13 protein-coding genes are annotated in these 19,145 nt (G+C 43.9%); 2 read left to right on the top strand and 11 right to left on the bottom strand.

Annotation, left to right across the window (positions count from 1 at the left end; translation table 11 throughout):
• Positions 1–484: 484 nt before the first annotated feature.
• From N5C46_RS16355 to galU, 4 genes are all read right to left on the bottom strand, one after another.
• Positions 485–2,299 carry an LTA synthase family protein gene (locus N5C46_RS16355; RefSeq protein WP_261749415.1) on the bottom strand — a complete coding sequence of 605 codons (1,815 nt, stop codon included), beginning with the start codon at positions 2,297–2,299 and terminating at the stop codon, positions 485–487.
• A 152-nt stretch (positions 2,300–2,451) separates the two neighbouring features.
• A complete protein-coding gene (locus N5C46_RS16350; protein WP_261749414.1) occupies positions 2,452–3,588 on the bottom strand; it encodes a glycosyltransferase family 2 protein in 1,137 nt (378 codons plus the stop codon).
• Positions 3,589–3,648: 60 nt separating this feature from the next.
• The gene (locus N5C46_RS16345) at positions 3,649–4,953 is read right to left on the bottom strand and encodes a UDP-glucose dehydrogenase family protein (protein WP_261749413.1); all 1,305 of its coding nucleotides are present in this window, start codon (positions 4,951–4,953) and stop codon (positions 3,649–3,651) included.
• A gap of 16 nt (positions 4,954–4,969) precedes the next feature.
• On the bottom strand, positions 4,970–5,842 hold the full coding sequence (gene galU / locus N5C46_RS16340; protein ID WP_261749412.1) for a UTP--glucose-1-phosphate uridylyltransferase GalU: 873 nt from the start codon (positions 5,840–5,842) through the stop codon (positions 4,970–4,972).
• 216 nt (positions 5,843–6,058) lie between these two features.
• Here galU and N5C46_RS16335 point away from each other — a divergent pair, with 216 nt between their 5' ends.
• Positions 6,059–6,859, top strand: coding sequence for a glycosyltransferase family 2 protein (locus N5C46_RS16335; RefSeq protein WP_261749411.1), 801 nt, complete (start codon positions 6,059–6,061; stop codon positions 6,857–6,859).
• A 423-nt stretch (positions 6,860–7,282) separates the two neighbouring features.
• Here the strand turns inward: N5C46_RS16335 and N5C46_RS16330 are convergent, their stop codons facing one another.
• The 7 genes from N5C46_RS16330 to N5C46_RS16300 all read right to left on the bottom strand — a co-directional run bounded on the left by N5C46_RS16330 (position 7,283) and on the right by N5C46_RS16300 (position 17,266).
• Positions 7,283–8,251, bottom strand: a complete 969-nt coding sequence (locus tag N5C46_RS16330) for a hypothetical protein (protein WP_261749410.1) — start codon at positions 8,249–8,251, stop codon at positions 7,283–7,285.
• Between the two features lie 5 nt (positions 8,252–8,256).
• Positions 8,257–9,624, bottom strand: a complete 1,368-nt coding sequence (locus N5C46_RS16325) for an O-antigen ligase family protein (RefSeq protein ID WP_261749409.1) — start codon at positions 9,622–9,624, stop codon at positions 8,257–8,259.
• 26 nt (positions 9,625–9,650) lie between these two features.
• Complete coding sequence (locus N5C46_RS16320) at positions 9,651–10,004, bottom strand: hypothetical protein (protein WP_261749408.1); 354 nt, start codon at positions 10,002–10,004, stop codon at positions 9,651–9,653.
• Positions 10,005–10,781: 777 nt separating this feature from the next.
• Positions 10,782–13,046 (bottom strand): SpoIID/LytB domain-containing protein, encoded by a 2,265-nt coding sequence (locus N5C46_RS16315; protein ID WP_261749407.1) that lies wholly within the window; start codon positions 13,044–13,046, stop codon positions 10,782–10,784.
• Positions 13,047–13,107: 61 nt separating this feature from the next.
• Positions 13,108–13,917, bottom strand: coding sequence for a hypothetical protein (locus N5C46_RS16310; protein ID WP_261749406.1), 810 nt, complete (start codon positions 13,915–13,917; stop codon positions 13,108–13,110).
• Between the two features lie 11 nt (positions 13,918–13,928).
• The gene (locus N5C46_RS16305) at positions 13,929–15,989 is read right to left on the bottom strand and encodes a cell wall-binding repeat-containing protein (RefSeq protein ID WP_261749405.1); all 2,061 of its coding nucleotides are present in this window, start codon (positions 15,987–15,989) and stop codon (positions 13,929–13,931) included.
• A 179-nt stretch (positions 15,990–16,168) separates the two neighbouring features.
• Positions 16,169–17,266 carry a glycosyltransferase gene (locus tag N5C46_RS16300; protein WP_261749404.1) on the bottom strand — a complete coding sequence of 366 codons (1,098 nt, stop codon included), beginning with the start codon at positions 17,264–17,266 and terminating at the stop codon, positions 16,169–16,171.
• Between the two features lie 249 nt (positions 17,267–17,515).
• Between N5C46_RS16300 and N5C46_RS16295 the strand changes: the two genes are divergently transcribed.
• Positions 17,516–18,949, top strand: coding sequence for a lipopolysaccharide biosynthesis protein (locus N5C46_RS16295; RefSeq protein WP_261749403.1), 1,434 nt, complete (start codon positions 17,516–17,518; stop codon positions 18,947–18,949).
• Positions 18,950–19,145 lie beyond the last annotated feature (196 nt).

The raw sequence follows: 19,145 nt of genomic DNA, 5'->3' as shown, positions 1-19,145 counted from the left end.
GGATGGATATCCAAGGTTTTCTTTTTTATGATTGGAATGGTTTGTGTCGCATTCGACAGGAAATGCGTTAAATTGCGTTCGTTTGGATACGGATAGTCACTATAGCCTGTCTACGACTCAGATCGCAGGAGAAGGCCTTAGAAAGCATTTTAACGTTATATCGTGCTTGAACCTGTGTATTTTACCTTTAATTTGTATGTTTTAGCTGAGAGTGTGCTCCTGAATGCAGCCAATGGGCCGGATCAGGTGGATTATTCTTTGCTCGGAACGTCGGCGCAGGATAATCATGCGGGAATGGACCATGATCATGCGGGATATAGGATAATCGTGCGGGTTATGGGTTTTTCATGCGGAATTCTAGATTTTCATGCGACATTTCGCAATAATCATGCCGGCATGTCGAATTTTCTTTACCCTGTTCACGAGCCACGCCACACTCCAGCCAAAAAAACGCCCATCCCCCAAGGAGACAGGCGTTCACTCTTTATTCCTCTTCTTCTTCAAAGAAATTACTGCGGATGACCAGATCAGATACTTGCTGTGCACGTAGTTCGAACTCTTTGTGTGCCTGGTCTGCTTCGTTTTCCATGATGATTTTGTTTTCCAGCGGAATCACAGCGAAACTTTCTTTTGTCGTGAGGATGTTTCGGCCTGTGATGGACTGGTCATATTTTTCTTCAGGGATTCCAAGCATGTAAGCCAGAGTCGGGTACATGTCAATCTGACCTACGGCTTTCGTGATTTCAAGTTTCTCAAATTCAGGATTGTAAATGATGAATGGTACTCTTCCTAATTCATCGATTCCCTCGACTTTCGGATTTTCCTTCATCATTTTTTCTTTGTAGCTGTTTTCAAATCCGGCGTGATCTCCGTAAATGGCTACGATGGTGTCGTCCATCATGCCCCGCTCTTCCAGGTCAGCTATCATTTTACCGATCGCCATATCCAGGTAGTGAATGGTCTGCAGATAATTAGCCGCGGACGTTTCACTATATTGAGATTCAAATTCCAGTTCTCTGTATGTGTCCGGCAGGATGAACGGCGTATGGCTTGTGAGCGTGATCATCAGGCCGTAAAACGGATCTTCCTTTTTGCTCAGGATGTCGACGGATTGTTTGAAGAATTCCACATCGCTCAGACCCATGCCGATGTGTTCCCCTTCTTCGAGATCCTCTATGTCATAATATTTATCGATCCCGATATGAGGATACGCTTCTCTTCGGTTCCAGTAGGTTCCTTCGTCACCATGGAAGGCCAATGTGGAATACCCTTTTTCCTTCAACAGTCCTGGAAGGGTTGTGTAATGATTGGTTGGATACCTGAAGAAGGTACTTCCCTCTGCCACCGGAAGCATGGATGTGTTCAGGATGAACTCGGCATCCGAGCTCCTGCCCCCTTTTGTTTGAGGGTAGAAGTTGGAAGCATAGATGCTGTGCTCCAGCAGGCGATTCAGGTTCGGCGTGATTTCCTTGCCGTTGATCTTCTGTCCGATCACCCAGTTTTCAAGGGATTCGGCTTGGATCAGGATCAGGTTCTTGCCTTCTGCAATCCCCTTATATTCCGGATGGAGATCCTTATCTTCTTTCCGGAACTCATCTTTCTGTTTGTACCAATCTTCCACCAGCTGTCTTTCTTCGTCACTTAAATTCATATACCGGTTATTTTGATAGAACAGGTACAGATCCAGCGCGCTGTATTGAAGTGGATTGAATTTCATCATGTAATCATATCGATCATAGATCTTGAAGATTTGTGCAAATGGAGCTCCATCGATGTAGTGATTCTTCATCGGTTTAACGGCAAGGATACAGAAACCTGCCAGGAACACGATGATGAAGGTTCTCCAGTGTATCTTCGGGATGGAGAATGATTTCTTTTTCACTAAGACGAATAGAAGGATGATATCCACGACGAATAAGATATCAAGTCCGTTCATAAGCTCCCGGATGCTCGGTCCGAGTCCTGAAAGATTCGATGTCTGCAGGACAGCAAAGAATGACAGCGGTGTTCCAAAGTAGCGGATATACCACATTTGAGCGAGAAGCAGGAACGTGGCCACCACATTGATGAGGATGATCACTGTTTTCCTTGACCATGTCTTGAATAAGAACACAAAGGAGAATAACATCAAGATTGTCCCTGGGAGGGTAACGAATAAGCTCTTTACTTCGAATAACCCTTTGCCTAAAAATAAATAAAATAAGACAACTTTAATGGACAGTCCAATGGCAGAAATCAATAAAAGTTTGTCCTGCCATATGGATAATAATCCTTGTTTCAGCTTGTTTACCAGATTCATAGTTTTTTATACCCCGTTTACATAATTGTAATAAAATTTTAACACTTTTCCTCTTACTTATAAAGCGAAGAAGTGACATTTTATTGTATCCTCCGACATGCTGGAACAGAAAAAACCCGATTTGAGTCGACTCAAATCGGGTTTCACTTCCATTATCTACTAGTCGGCGTCCAAGTGGCCTGCCTCTTACCGGAGATCGCTCTCAAGGTACCGAGGAGGGCTGCATAGTTCACCAGGCAGAAGTAATATGGAATATAGGTAATCTTATTGCTTGTCACTTTTCCTAGCAATGCGAGGATATAGAATAATAACTGTAAACCGAACATGACTTGATATAACGGTTGATCCAATAAGAATAGATTGATGATGAAGATCGCAATCATATAATAAGGGACTAACCATCTCAGGAATTTATGTGACATGTATTTATAGAAGAAATCGAAATTCTTGAACGGATTCAAGACATTTTTATAGCTCATGATGCCCGTGAAGCTTCGTGTGACGATCCGTACCTTCCGGCCAAATTCTTCTGAAGACTTTGGTGACGTTTCTTCCATCGTGATGGCATTTGGCTCATAGACGAATCGCTTTTGCTGGCTGATGATGATCAACGGGTTCTGCATATCATCCCCGACATTCGGATTCATTTCTTTGAACAACTCTTTGCGAAGGGCATAGATGGAACCGTTCGCTACGATGGTCGTACCTGTTGCCGTCTCAAGCATCTTCAGGAGCTTTTCATACTTCCAATAAGCGCCCTCTGATTCTCCGATAGATGAATTGGTTGGGTTCGTCAATCGAAGCTCTCCGCAAACCCCGCCGATTTCCTCATCTTTAAAGTGCTTCACTAAATGATGGACGGCGTCCTTCTGGTAAAGGGAGTTCGCATCAGAGAATACGAGGACCTCACCAGTTGCTAGAGGGACGGACTTGTTAAGGGCTGCCGTCTTCCCTTTCCGGCCTTTCACGACATTCAATTTTACGTTCGGGTATTTCGCCACAAACTCATTGACGATGTCATTCGTTCTGTCTGATGAATCATCTGAGACAACGATGATTTCAAGCTTGTCCTGTGGATAATCAAGTTCCACGGAGTTTTGGACTTTTTCAGCGATGACTTTCTCTTCGTTGTATGCTGCGATGAAGAGCGTTACCTTTGGTTCATAGCCCGTTTCCGTCATTCGATCCTTTTTTACTACTCCACTTATGAGTTTCAAGAGAATCGGATAACCGGCGTAGATATAAACCGAAAGAACGATCAGCAGCCAAAAGATTATTTCTAGTATCATATCATGACTTCCTCTCATACCGATTGAAGGTGGACCCCTGTGAAGGATCCACCTTTGTTATTATGATGTAACGGTTTTTCTGCCGATGGATGCATAATAGAATCCGTTCTCTTCCATATGGGCAGGGTCGAAGATGTTACGACCATCCACGATCACTTTGCTTTCAACAAGCTTAGACACTTTCTCAAGGTCAAGCTCTCTCACTTCATCCCACTCCGTCAGGATCAGGATCGCATCTGAATTCTGGATGACTTCATATAAATCATCACCCGTACGAAGATTTGGGATCAATGCCTTTGCATTCTTTTCTGCAATGCGGTCATACGCGAGTATGTCCGCTCCGAGCTCCTGCAGTTTCGGAATGACGTCGACAGAAGGTGCGTCCCTCATGTCGTCCGTATTCGGTTTAAACGCAAGACCGAGGACGGCAATCTTCTTATCTTTCAGGTCGCCGTTGAAGGCTTCCACGAGCTTGTCGACCACTTTGAAGCGCTGAAGCCCGTTCACTGCTTCTACGTCTTTCACGATCTTGAAGTCGTATCCTACTTGATCGGCAATCTTTACAAGGGCGCTTGTATCTTTAGGGAAGCAGGAACCACCATATCCGATGCCGGCATTCAGGAACTGCGGGCCGATCCGTGGATCATATCCCATTCCCTCTGCCACTTTCGTTACGTCCGCACCTACAAGCTCGCACACGTTGGCCACTTCGTTGATGAAGCTGATCTTCGTTGCAAGGAACGCGTTGGATGCGTATTTGATCATTTCAGATGTTTCGATATTCGTCACGACGATATTTTTAGTGAAAGGGGCATGTAATTCCTTCAGGATCGCTTCCGCTTTCTCTGATTCCACACCGATGACCGCTCTTTCCATATTCACCGTATCGTGAATCGCTGAACCTTCGCGAAGGAACTCAGGGTTGGACGCGACATCGAATTCGTCATGTCCGACTACTTCTTTGATGACACCTTTGATCATGGCACCTGTCCCGACCGGCACGGTGCTCTTCGTGACAATCACTTTGTAATCGTTCAGGTGTTCGGCAATCGAACGGGCAGCCGCTTCGATATACTGCAGGTTCGCCTCGCCGTTTTCTTTAGGCGGTGTACCGACTGCGATGATGACAAGATCCGCGTCACTCATCCCCTCGGCATAATCCGTCGTGAAGAATAGGCGGCCTTCATTGATATTCTTCTCCACTAATTCCGTCAAGCCCGGCTCATAGATGGGAATGATCCCGTTTTTCAGGTTCTCCACCTTTTGGGCGTCTATATCTAAACAAGTCACTTTGTTCCCGGCGTCACTGAAGCAAACACCCGAAACAAGTCCTACATAACCTGTACCAATTACACATATGTTCATCTTAATTTCTCCTTGTTCATTCTGAAATGATGTCTTTTAACCAATCTTTCAATGGACCTTTCAGGTCATCTCTCATTAGAGCAAACTCGACTGTTGCTTGAACAAAGCCGTACTTGTTTCCAATATCATACCTTTTACCTTCAAAAGAATATCCGTAAACATTTTGCTGCTCGTTCAGTTTTTGAAGGGCGTCCGTCAATTGAATTTCGTTTCCTTGACCAGGCTCCAGGTCCCCGAGGATATCCAGGACATCAGGTGTCAGTACATAACGTCCCATGATGGCCATGTTCGAAGGGGCATCTTCCAGGTTCGGTTTTTCAACAAGTCCCTTGACTTTGAAAAGCGGACCATCGTTCGTCGGGTCTTCTACGTCGATGACACCATACTTGGATACGTCCTCGTCGGAAACTTCCTGTACACCGATGATGCTCGACTCCTTCTCTTCGAATTCATCGATCAATTGTTTCAGACAAGGTTTCTCGGAAATCACGATGTCATCCCCAAGTAAGACAGCGAAAGGATCGTCGCCGATGAATTTTCTCGCACACCAGATCGCATGTCCAAGTCCTTTCGGTTCTTTCTGACGGATATAGTGAATGTCTGCCAAATGAGAGATTTGCTTGATCTCCTCAAGCTCATCATACTTCTCTTTCATCGCAAGCATTTCTTCCAGTTCCAACGATTTATCGAAGTGGTCCTCGATGGCACGTTTTCCGCGGCCTGTCACGATCAGGATATCTTCAATGCCTGAGTTGACGGCTTCTTCAATAATATATTGGATTGTAGGTTTATCTACAATTGGTAACATTTCCTTCGGTTGTGCCTTTGTTGCCGGCAGGAATCGTGTTCCCAACCCCGCTGCCGGGATAATCGCTTTTTTCACTCTCAAAGAACTCACCTCTTAGTTTTGTATAAATCCATTGTTCTTATTCTACCGGTTCGAAGTCTTTTAAATAGTTTCTGCATAATGTGGCCCATTTACGCTCTTGATGAGCCAAATTCATTAAATTTCACGAGTATTATACCATATGTTATTGATTTCTTAATCTCACAGGTTTAATGTGCTATAATATAGCGAGTAATTTCAGATGTGAGGATGAAGAAAATGATTAGTGTAATCGTACCAACTCTTGGAACGAAACCAGAGGAATTGAAACGATTGTTTGAAAGTCTTAATAATCAAGTATATAAAGACTTCGAAGTCATTATTGTATCACAAGACAATCACAATTATATTACATCCGTTTTAAAAGATGTTAACTTTAAATACAATCATATTGAAATAGATCGCAAAGGCTTATCACTCGCTCGCAATGTTGGCATAGAGCATGCCACGGGAAGTATCCTGACGTTCTCTGATGACGACTGCTGGTATAATGATGATTCATTCCAAGTGGTCGTGGACTATTTTCACGAGAACCTGGAAACGGATGTTGCCTGCTTCCAAATCTATGACCCGATCAAAAATGTCTACTACAAAGAATATGACGAAGAAGAGCAGAAACAGGTTACAACCGGTAAGCTGTTAAAGAAATCTTCTATTGAAATTTTCATCCAAACGGCGAACATCGAACGCTCCCTCATTCAATTCGACGAGAAGTTCGGATTGGGCGCAATCTACCCTTCAGGGGAAGAAAATATCTTTTTATTCGATTTAGCACGGCATAACAAGTCGATCAGCTATTTCCCAAAGGTTGTCGTGAACCACGAGAAACCCGATATGCAGACCCGCTTATATGAAAAATCATTTATCGGGAAAGGGCCTTTGTTTAAGAGAATGTATAATACGCCGACAGCTGTTGTACTCCTGACTCTATTTACGTTGAAGAAATATCGTCATCTGGAGGAGCCGTTCGGGTATTACAGTAAGGCATTCAGAGAGATATTCCGGTATGAGAAGAAGTAAGGATTGAATGGTTTTAAGAGAAGCAGATGCCTGGTAGGGGTGTCTGCTTCTTTTTTTGTGGTTTACGCTGATCGATTCTCTACGAGTATTTCACTCGATGGGAGGTTTTCGTTCTCACTAGACTGGTTTTTAGCTGAAGTTTGTCTGTTTTGGTGGGAGTGTGAGCCTGGACGGGGATTTATGGCCGTATGAGTAGGCGGTTTCTCCTCATTGGGGTACCCTCGCTTCGGAATCATGCGGGTTTTGAAGGGGATCGTGCCGGATATAAGATTATCGTGCGGGTTATAAATTTTTCATGCGGGATGCGGATTATTCATGCGAGATTTCAAATAATCGTGCCGCCGTGTCGAATTTTCTTTACGCGACCCCCTCCCCAGTTAAAGCTAAAAAAAGGTGCAGCCCACACAGGCTGCACCTTTTCCATTACTTCTCTTTTAAAATGATTTCCGTAATGGTTCCATTCTCTTCAGTCAGTTTCAGTTCGTTATCACCGAGATCCATGTCATTTTCAAGATCTCCATGGATCTTTTCAAATTCGTCTGCCGGGATATTGACCGGGAACTTGATTTCGATGAGTCTTTTATCTTCGTTATATCCTACAAATGCGTTGAATTGTTTGTAGTAATAGAAGAATTGGACATCGCCTTTGCCTTCGAAGATGTATACGGGTTCGCCGTATTTATTGAATAGGTTCTTTTCTGAATACCCGATTGGCAGTGGGGTTTCCGGTAAAAGACCTGCATCGAGATATTGCTGGAACTCATCAGAAAGTACTTTTCGATTGTTTTTCTCGTAGTCGATCCGGAAGCTGAGCTTTTTGGATTCATCCAGGAGCTCTTCGTCGGTCATCTCCAGAAATTCATCGGTTGCCAGATCTTCATTGAAGGCACCGATCAGTTCAACAACCGGGATTTCCTCCTGGGCGAGAAGGATTTTCGAGATTTTACCTTCTTTCACTTCAAGTACGACGGTTTGCTCGTCCACGATCATATAGACATAGGACTGTTCATCGGTTTCATCTGCTTTGTATTCAAAAAGGTCCAAGTCCAGATGGTTATCGATGACCTTTTCGAGATCATCCCCTACGTTGATCGTCTTTTCAATCTTGAATTTCTTATTGGATGTGATCAAATAGTCCGCTTCGCCGCCGGTAAAATGGACACGGAGCTTCTGTTTCTCATCATCCAGTACTTCATCCTTGGATTCGGGATTTTTCATGACCTTGGACACTTCCTGGTATCTTTCCCCCAGGCCAAAGTTCAGGAGTGAATATTCATTTCCGACCGATTTATATTCACTTTTTTGCACCTCTTTTGTTTTCACGCCAACGACAATGCCGAACAAAAGAACCACAAAGATCAAATAGGATAGAAAGATTTTATATGAACTCAATTGTATCACTCCGTTACATTTTGCTTGTGCTTCATTTCACCGAGTTTCACCAGCACGGCGATGACTAATAGGACTGCCCAGAACCTTGGTGTCACATAATCGGCTCTGTATAAGGATGTGACCATCAGGTGAAAGTACTCTGTTAATGCAATGAAGTAGTACATATTTTTCATCCCGTTCTTTAATAGGAAAACGGCGATGGATAAAAGACCTGCGAGTAAAAGGAGAAGTCCTACCACTCCTTGTTCGAAGAGAACGTCGATGAACATATTATTGGCGGATATCGCCAGGCTCATCTGGGTATGTGGGACGATCTTCGTTCCTGCCAGGAATTCATAGGCTCCTGGACCGTATCCAAACAATCCTGACACGATGGAATGATCGAACAGCCATTTGAAAGGCATGACGTACATATAAATCCGGCTCGATTGTGTCGGATCGAACAGATTATCCCTTCTCCCCCAGATAGGCGAGAAGAATTTGGCCAATAGATCCGGATTCACGAGATATAGACCTGCAATTCCGATGACCCCGACCAATGGAATCATCCAGAGGATCTTTTTCGGGAATCTTGGATGGAACATGAGATAGACCATCAGGAATCCGATGACAATAACAAGATTAAAGTAAGCACTCACTGAGAAAGTGAAAGCCAGGATGAAAAGAGTCGGCAGAAGCAATGCGACTGCATAGACCCATTTACGCTTCACGACAAGATAACCGAGAATGATCAGGTCGATCAGGAATGGTCCCATATAACTCGGTTCATTGGTGAAGGACGTAATCCTGAAATCGAACAGGGTCACCCCTTCCACGCTGTGAACGAACGATCGCGTGTTCAAATTCAGGAATGGAATATTAAATATGAAGTATGCCAGCTGCCAAAATGCCACCGCCACTAGAAGAGTGATCGACAACGCATAAACGTTGATGATGCTCTTACTGTCCTTCGGCTCATTCACGAGCAGGCGGTAACCGAAATAGACAAACATGAAAAAGCTGATATAGTAAGCGATTCGAGTGACCATGGAGCTTTTCAGATAGTTCACATATTCTACACTATTCAACACGGTAGCCGTGTAAAAAGCAGATAGTACGGCCAGTCCCAATGAAATCAGGAACAGGATCAGGAAACGTTTCAAATACTTATCAAACTCAGAAGTTTGCGTTAATTTTTTTCGATTGAGCAAGTAGTAGAGAAATAATAATCCCCCGACTCCCAATGTCAATACCGCCGGAACCGGTACAGGTAGCAGCTTAATGTATTTTGCTTGAGTAGAGAATTGCGCGAAGAACAAATATCCGGCCACTAAAATCAAGATGATCTGCTTCAGCCTGGGCTCATACTTGTTCATGAGTGTGGAAAAATTCATACTAAACTCCTCATTGTCTTTTTAGTTTATTGAATATAATCTATATCTTTTAACAGGAGAACTCCGTCTTTCTTCTCCCACTCTGTCATATACACGAGCTCATTCTGCTTATTAAAACGATAGAATTTATCGACGGCTTCGGTGTGAAAATAACTCTTGTGCTGAGAAGTAAGTTTCTCTTTAAGATAATTGAAATCCGTTTCCGTCACCGAATTATCCGGACTCAGCATAAGCTTGAAGGTACCCCAATCCGTATTCTCAATATTATTGCGGATATATTGATCGGCTTCCAATAGGTTTCTGAATTTCAACGGCTGTTCCCCGCATCCACTAATCAGGATCGTGGTCAGCATCAATAGAGCAGCAAACTGTTTCTTCATTACAAACTCCTTCCCTGTGAGGACTATCGTCTCTTCCATGTCAGCTATTCTTTATAGTAAAAGGGACGCACCCTGTTAAGTATTGATAATTGAACAACAATAAAAAATTATACAGGAAAACCGGTCATTTGAAAATGCTTTGTTCCATGCGTCCCTAAGGCTGTCTCGGCGTTGGGAACACTGTAAAAAGGACAGAGCTTCATACATCCCTATATGTTAAATATGTGTTACAAACATGTTTTGTAGTCATAATTATGGGATAGTGTTCCATTTTGTTTGGATTGGCGTGATAAAGATGACGGGATTCGGGTTAAGAAATTTCGACACGGTGGCATGATTATTTGGAATTTCGCATGATTAATCAGGAGGCTGCTTGAAAAACTCACCTGCCTCACGAATATCCTAAATCCGGCATGATCCTCTTCAATCCCCGCATGATTTCGACCAAGCTGCCCCCTTGAGGTCACCCCACCCCTAACAATAACAGGAAAAATTCCGCTTATTTAGGATTGATGCACGAAATATTGAGAAATAGAAGGAATTATTCCGGCTATTTCCTCAAAAGCATGAAAATAGAGCACCTTTATCTTGCCTTAACCGGAAAAACTCCGCTTATATGCACCCATTCCAGCCCTATTATGCAGGATAACCGGAAATATTCCGCTTATTTAAACAATCCGAAGACACTCATAATGAACAAAAAAAAGCAGCCTCATTCAGTTACGAATAAAACTGCTCATTTGTGTGTTTACTTAGTTTTTGTATTCAAAATTCAAATCAATCCGCAAATGCTTCTTGAATATCGCGTCGAACAGTTTCGTTTATCGCTCCGTTCCCTCCAAGGAAGTACGTGTCGGCTAGGACGGTGCGTTTATCGAGCCAGTCCCCTACATGATCCGGTAGCGCATCTTTACGCGTCAGGACAAGTGGGGATTTCATGGCTGCTGCAAGGGCAGAAGCTGGCAGGGCATCGATGAAGACGTCACCGCGGGCAAAGAATAATGTCTTTTCTTCGAATTGATCACTGTATTTCTCTGCAATCGTCAAGCTTGTCTGGTAACGATCCAGGCCGTAGACCCGTGTGACATTCGGCGCCAGGTTGGAAAGTTCTCGCTCCACTCCGGTTGAGACGGCTGATTGTCCACCGATGATGGTTACGTTCTTGATGTCATGTTCCTTCATATATGCTTCTACACTTTCATGCAGGGTATCTTTCGTTGTGTACAGAATCGGAATCTGCATCATGCTCGCATATGAAGCGATCGACAGGGCATCCGGAGATTTCTCGTCTTTCGTCACCACAAAAATTTCATCCTTATTGTTTACTTCGTCTGCCACTTTGACGGCTGTCTCATAACGTTCTTTTCCGCTGATGCGGGTAATGTCACCATCGTTGATAAAAGATAGACCTTTTAACTGTGTTTCCACATTGGTACCGATGGCATTGCTTCCGCCCAGTAAGTAAACCTTTTCAGGCTGCAGGCGTTTAATTTCATTCAGGACCGTGTCCGGAAGTGATTTGGACGTAGTCAGCAATAACGGAGAATCCAGCTTCTTCGCAAGGACACTTCCTGTCAGTGCATCAATCGATAAATCCCCGCGTCCGATGACGACGGCCTTTGATCGATTTTCCCAACCGTAGTCAGAAACGCTTACGCTTGTTTCGTAGCGGTCGATCCCTTCAAGTTCGTGGGAATAAGCGCCTAAGTCAAGTTCTCTGTTCACACTGGTTGTCGGGTAGTAATAACCAAGAATCGTCCTGAAATTGTTGCCTTCTTTGGACATTTGGTAGGCACCGTATTGGCTCATACCGATTCCATGACCGAAGCCGCCGCCGTTGATAGTGTAGGACTCATCATTTTTATCCAGGCTTTTTACATAAGGGCTCTTCATGATGGAAGTCCCCAGCATGAAACGGATATTATACGAACGATCTTCAACCGTTTTGGTTTGAAGCTTGATGGTCTCGTCTTCATTTTTCACGAAGCCATCGTCGGTTTTTTCATAATACGTAAATGATACTTTTCCTTTTAACACATCTGTTGACGTGAAGGAATCATCCGGGATATCAAAAAACATATCTTTGATTTCTACGATTTTGATGTCGCTTTTTCCGTCGATCATCTTTTTACTTTTCAGCCACGTTTTCATGTTAGAGATGATAGTTTGATCTGTTTCCTTTACATCTGTCCACCATGATTCGGGTTTCTTGAGATCCAGTTCGCTATTGTCAAACTGCGACTTGGAAAGAGCGACCTTCCAATCGCTGTGTGGAGAGAATTTGGCATCATAGATGTCCTTTTTGGTTTGCAGATACGGAACCAATGCCGATCCCCAGACATTTTGATTTGAAAAGACTCTTCCACCATTGGATGAGGAGTAGAATGCTTCCGCATACTTATCGCCGTTCTTCAGGACTTCCCCTTGAGTTTCATTAACGGCTTTTGTCGTATGGGAATCCCAATCGTATCCCTTATAGACTTGGTCGCTTTGACCATCATAGATGGACCAGTTTCCTTTTTTCAGTACGAAGGTCCTTGCTGCTACGGCCTGTGCTTTAAGGGCATCCAATCCGCCATTTGCGCCCCATGAAGAAGGCATTTCAGCCGGAACGACCCCTTTTAAATAGTCTTCGAGATTAATATGGTTGACGGGACGGACGTATTTACCGGATTCCACGGTAAATTCCACTTCGCCTAAGTATTGCTTCTCGGAATTTCCTTTGATCGTCATGGCTCGGTCCATCGATTCTGTGATGGTCGGAATGATGGTTACATTGCCACTGAACTTTTTCACTAAAGAACTGCCTTTATAAAGGGATAGGTCCCCTGACTCCACTTTCATGGTATAAGAGGCACCGGGCTGGATGAAAATGGACGTTCCCTTCACCTGATAGTCACCATTTGTTGTAAAAGGTAGTGCGGTCTTGCTTCCGATATAGTTTTGCAGTTTGACCTCGATTGGCTGACCTGCTGCCTGGGTGCTTAGAGGGGCTGCGACCAGGGCCGTGGAAAGGAACAACATGGATAGTGCTTTCTTCAAGAGTTTTCCTCCTTGCAATATGTAGTAGGGAAGGTGCCCTGGTTGAGGACACCTCCAAGTATTAAAGTTCTTCTACTTTTTTCAATACGGATTCTATTTTCTTGCCGTTTTTACCGGTGTCTTCATATACTTCCTTGATCATACCGATTCCCGGAGCATAGTAGATGGTATTGATGGTTTCCTTGTTTCCGGCTTTCACCGTGTTGCGGACAATGACGACATGTTCGAATGTGTCATATGGGACTTCCAGCGTTTCGTTCTCGCTGATGATTTCCCATTGAGGGGTGTCCCCTTTTCCCTTCCGGCTGATATCCGCCATCGGCTGCATTTCTTTATTCGGTTTGAAGTTACTCAGCTTGCTTTCTTTCGGATCCTTCGGGCTGCTTTCTTCATACACCACCTGGATGGCATCCTGATCCCATTTAAGGATTTGAAGAGTGACCATTTCCCCTACTTTGAATACACGTTGAACATGTGTATCGTTGTGATCCACGATTGTCTCTGTCAGGCTGAAATCTTTGTTTTCAAAAGTCTTGATCATATTCTTTTCAGGCTTCAGCTGTTGAAGCAGCAGATTCACTTCTTCTTTTTCAGAGGAAGAATCCTGATCTTCTTCTGCTGCGGGTTCTTCTGAATCTGTGTTTTCTTCTTCCGCTTCTTCACTGCTCTCTTCTTGGTCGGCAGGAGCCTCCACGGTTCCTTCATTTAATGCAGCGTCTTCTTCAGACGGTGTTTCTTTTTCTACACTTGTATTCTCAGGCTCCTTCTTCTCCGCTTTCTCACTTGGTGAGGAAGCGCTGCAAGCAGAAAAAACAGTCATAGACAAGATGAGTAGGTACGTCAGAAAGATATTTTTACGACTGTTAGACATGGTTGTCCTCCTTAATACAAGACATTTTTCATTTTTTCGATAATGGAATCATCGACCTTACCGCCGACTTTGATGACTTCCTTCACTCCACCGGATGGCTGGTATTCAAGAATGAAGTCTTCGAGTCGGCCATCCAATGAACCGCCTACCAAGATGATCGGTGCCTTTGTTTTCACGGAAAGGGCAGAAGCTGTCAGGGCATCAGGGTAATTCGTTCCAGTCGACACGATGAACTTGTCTGAACCCATGACTGATTTGAATTCAGTCAGCACTCTTGCAAGGGTTTTGTACCGGTCGGCTCCTGAAAGTCTTTCCACGTTCGTTGAATATTTCTTGATCGATTGTTCGACGGTTGAAGAAATCGCATTTCCTCCACCCAGTACCTTCACTTGTTTTCCTTTTAAATAGGTAAGAGCGGAAGAATTGATGCTGTCCTTCCCTGTTAACACGATCGCCCACTGATTCGCTGAAGCAATCGGTGCCGCTCCCAAGGCATCCGCATAGTTCTTACCGGATGCTGCGAATACACCTTTCACATTCGTCAGCTGCTTATTGATGAGCAGGTTCGTTTCATAACGGTCGGCTCCACCTAATCGTGTCACTTTCATTCCAAGCTTGGCCAAGCGATCCTGAACCGCGTTCGAAACGGCTCCTTTGCCACCGATCATGAATACTTCGTCAGCATTCAATCTTGCAAGCTCTTTTTCTACTTCGGCTGGCAGATAGCCTTTGTCCGTTAATAGAATAGGGGCATTATCCAATTGGGCTGCGAGCGGTCCAACAGACAGTGCGTCTGCAAAATCGAAGGCTGTCGCCAATACGACGGCTTTTTTCGCTTTTGAGCTTGCGAAACCGTTCGGATAAAGATCTTTGGAAACCTTGATGGACGTCTCGATTCGATCGAGGCCGATTAAGTTTGTATCGTTGATGAAGCGATTGATCTTCACGCCGTCGATGCTGGACCAGATGACGCCTTTGGAATCAATATCCACCACTTTAAGAGGCGTCGCTTTCCATTTTGCGTAATCGATTGCACTGTTCAAGTCATAATACGACCATAAGCTCTTTCCATCTTTGGTTTGAACACTGTATTTTTTGGGTAAATAATTAGACCAAAGGATCTTTTCAGTGTGTTCATCTATCACTCTCGTATTTGCAAGTGTTCCGGCATACTTTATGGCGTCATCTTTAATCGGGTAGGTTTTAAGCTTGTCCTTCCCTTTTTGATAGACACCGTATTCATTCAGATTCTCATACACTTTCTTTTGCTGATATTTATCAAATACATATGTATTTGCTTGAGATTTCGAATATTCTATGGCTTCATTCTGCGTGTCATAGATCTTCAGGCGTTTTCCTTCTGCATTGTAGACCTCGAACACTTTGAAGAACGAAATGATTCCGTTTTTAATTCCTTCTGCGGCATTATTCTGGAATGACCATGTTTTGATCAGACCTTCTTCCGCGGGGTTGGACATATAGCCCATTTCCAGTAGAACAGAAGGCATTTGCGTATTACGGATCACATAGAATGCCTGATTATTCCTCATTCCATTATCCTCAGTTCCGATTGCGTTCACAGTACTTGGATGGACCCTTTGTGCTAATCTCCTGGACTCACTTCCATAGGCCACCTGGATGGGATCTGGCGGATATTCCGCTTCCCACGCATATTTATTATCATAATGATACGATTCGAATCCACTTACATACGGATTGGTAGGTGCCGCATTGTGGTGGACGGATACGAATACGGTTTGATCATTTTTCCCTTTGGCAAATGCATTGGCTAAATCTGTACGTTCCTGCAAACTCAAATAGTTTGTATTGTCCGTACGCGTCATGTAAACATTAAACCCTGCAGCTTTCAACTTATCTCTTAATTTCTCCGAGATTGCCAGATTGGCATGCTTTTCATAAAAACCAGTTGAATTCCCAGAAAATCCTGATGTTCCTGAATCCCAACCTCCGTGACCTGGGTCAATGACGACATTCTTCTCTGCTGATGCCAGCATAGGAACGACAAGTACCATCGCCATTGTAACAACAAGCATCGCAATCTTTTTCTTCATTTTTTTGCATTCTCCTCCATAATATTAAAATTTTCCTTTATTCTACCATTATTATCGGCAACATATGACATACTTTTGACATGTTTTCGCAAAGTTTTACATAATTGTAAAAAAAGACACCCATACGCCTGGGATACAGGACGCATGAGTGTCTACTAATTTTATAGGTAGTGAGGATCTTATTTCTCTTTTTTTACTATTTTATTATAAAGGTCTATCATCCGTTTGGAATTCTCTTCCCAGTCATAATGATGGAGAACATGTTCCCTGCCGTTTCTCCCCAATTTTTCCCGTTCAGACGAATCCTTATAGAGGAATAGTAATTTTTCTGCCAAAGCTTGTGGGTCCTTTGCCGGGATCAAATATCCGGTTTTCCCGTCCAGGACTACTTCCGGAAGCCCTCCCACATTCGTGGCGACAACCGGTACCCCGCATGCTTGTGCCTCTACGGCCGAAACACCGAAGCTTTCAATTAAAGATGAGATGACGAAAATTTGGAGGGACGAGATGAATGCAGGCACATCCTCATGAGCGATCCTGCCCAGGAAGTCCACGTTCCCAACAATCTCCAGCTCCTCTGCCAATTTCCTGTATTTCGCAAAGTAAGGTCCGTCCCCGGCCAGTTGCAGGCGGACGTATTGGCGTTCAGGGCCCAGTTCATCCAAAAAGAGCTTGAAGCCTTTCAGGAGGTATTCGATCCCGTACTTCGGTTCCATCCCTTTCGCAATCCCGATCCTGAATTGACCTTCCACCTTCTCTTCCGGATTCGGCTTGAATTGGTCAATATCAACCCCAAAAGGCGTGATGGAAAGCGGCTTGTTTGCATCGATGTACTTTTTCGTTTCAAGCTCCAGGGCAGGACTCGTAGAACAAATATAATCCGCCTTTTTCAATGCATACTGAAGGATGATCCGATTCATCATATTCTTATTGGGAAAATCATAAATATCCGAACCCCAGACGGATAAAATGTAAGGGTTGAATCCTGTAAGTGCCCCGATCAGCCCATAGCTTGACGCATAATGAGAATGAATCAGGTCCGGATGCCAGTTCCGGATGATCTTCTTTAGTCTCGATACCGTAAATAAATAGGAAATCTTATGATTCAATTTCAAATTTAAATAGACTCTGCTTACATTCTCCCATGGGATTGTTTCAGTAGAGTCTTTGTGGTTCTCTAAACTAATATTCATGACCTCGATACCAATCGAATTATAGTAATCAAGCCATTTCTTCGTATGCACATTATTCGCTGGTGCTAATAATAAAACTTTCATAACTCGGGTACCACACTCTCTTTTTTACTACTGCCTAGCTGTCATGCCTGGTCATTTGTTTCAAGCTGTTGTAAAAATCCGTTCAACAAAAGAAATATATTCAACAATATCGTTTGTGATATAATATACTAATTGATTTGATACTTCTTATCATAATATAAAATGCGAAGAAATTGAATTTATTTGTAAAATCTACAACAATTTTGTTAATCCACCAGTTAAAAATCGTACGTTCAGAGAGGGATTTTCATGTTTAAGCATACATTCATATATTTTCTATCAAAAGGTGTACCCGGAATCATCAACTTTGTGGCCATCGCCCTTTATACCCGTCTTCTCTCACCAAGTGAATACGGGGAATACGCCCTGGTGATTGCAGCGGTCACCTTTGTGAATACGACTCTATTCCACTGGCTCCGCTTAGGACTGCTCCGCTATAACCCTAAGTACGAAGGCAATCAGAAAGCGATGTTCATCAGCTCGATCACAGCGACGTTCATCTCCATGACGATCTTGACGATTTTCCTTGGTACAGGGGCATTCATCGTCTATACTCCTTTCCACTCCATGGCTCTGCTCTGGTTCCTGGGGATCGGATTGCTGACGATGCAAAGCATGTTCGACCTGTTCACGGAATACTTACGTTCAGAGCTTTCATCTAAACTGTTCGGTGTGGTCACCGCTTTAAAAGTGGTGCTGTCACTGATCGTTGCCGTCATTTTAATTAAGTTCTTCGGATTCGGTGCGGAAGGGATCGTCCTTGGGCTGATCATCGGGATTTTCTTATCCCTCGTCTTCTTCATTCCAAAGTATATGCATTTGGTTTCAATCAAAATGATCGACCGGGATATGATCAAGGAAGTCGTGAAGTATTCCGTTCCGTTCATTGCGGCCCTTTCAATGGAAGCCATCATCCTGAATACGGACCGTTATTTGATCGGCTGGTTAATGGATACAGCGTCTGTCGGTATTTATGCCGTTTCGTATGACCTCGCCAAACAGATTCTGTTCCTGTTGATGATGATCATTAACCTCGCCGCCTATCCGTTGGTGGTGAAGGCACTTGAAACAGGCGGCATCAAGGAATGCCAGAAGCAGCTGAACGAAAATACGTCCCTGCTTTTACTTGTTTCCGTTCCGGCCACAACCGGCATGATTCTATTGAGCGAATCCTTTACAGATATCTTCCTGGGGGAATCCTATCAAGGAAAAGCAGCGGTCATCTTTTCACTGATCTCCCTGGCGATCTTCATCCAGGGATTTAAGATGTACTACTTCGACCTTGCCTTCCAGCTTGGTAAAAATACGAAGCTTCAAATCTGGCCGGTTTTGGCAGCAGCCGTTCTCAATGTCATCCTGAATCTGCTGCTCATCCCGAAGTACGGGATTTTCGGATCGGCTTATGCAACCATCATTTCATACGTTGTATCTGTTCTATTGAGTGCTTTGATCGGGAAGAAGATTTTCCCCCTCACTTTTCCATTCAAGGAAGTGGGTAAAATCTTTATCGCGACGGGCATCATGGCCCTTTGCGTCTGGCCGGCACTCGGGATCGGCGGGATCCCCGGCTTCATCGTCCAAATCGTTGTCGGCATTGCGGCCTACGGGGCTGTCGTATTGGCACTTGATATCAATGGAATTCGACGGCTTATTATGCGTCGAGTGAAGAAATCTCCTCAGTGATTGAGGGGATTTTTTTGTTTTTGGGGTTGTGAGTGGATGGCGGTGGGTGCCTGGCACTATTTGTGGCTTTTGTGCCTGGCACCATTCAGGTTTTTTGTGCCAGGTACAACTTAACGTTTTTGTACCAGGTACAATTCACAGGTCTTGTACAAAGTACAACTCACCACTCCTGTACCAGGTACACCTCCCAACTTCT

Origin of the sequence: Rossellomorea vietnamensis, assembly GCF_025398035.1 — a bacterium.
GTDB classification, from domain to species: domain Bacteria; phylum Bacillota; class Bacilli; order Bacillales; family Bacillaceae_B; genus Rossellomorea; species Rossellomorea vietnamensis_B.
The sequence above is the reverse complement of the archived record's forward strand: the minus strand, read 5'-3'. Positions and strand labels throughout refer to the sequence as shown.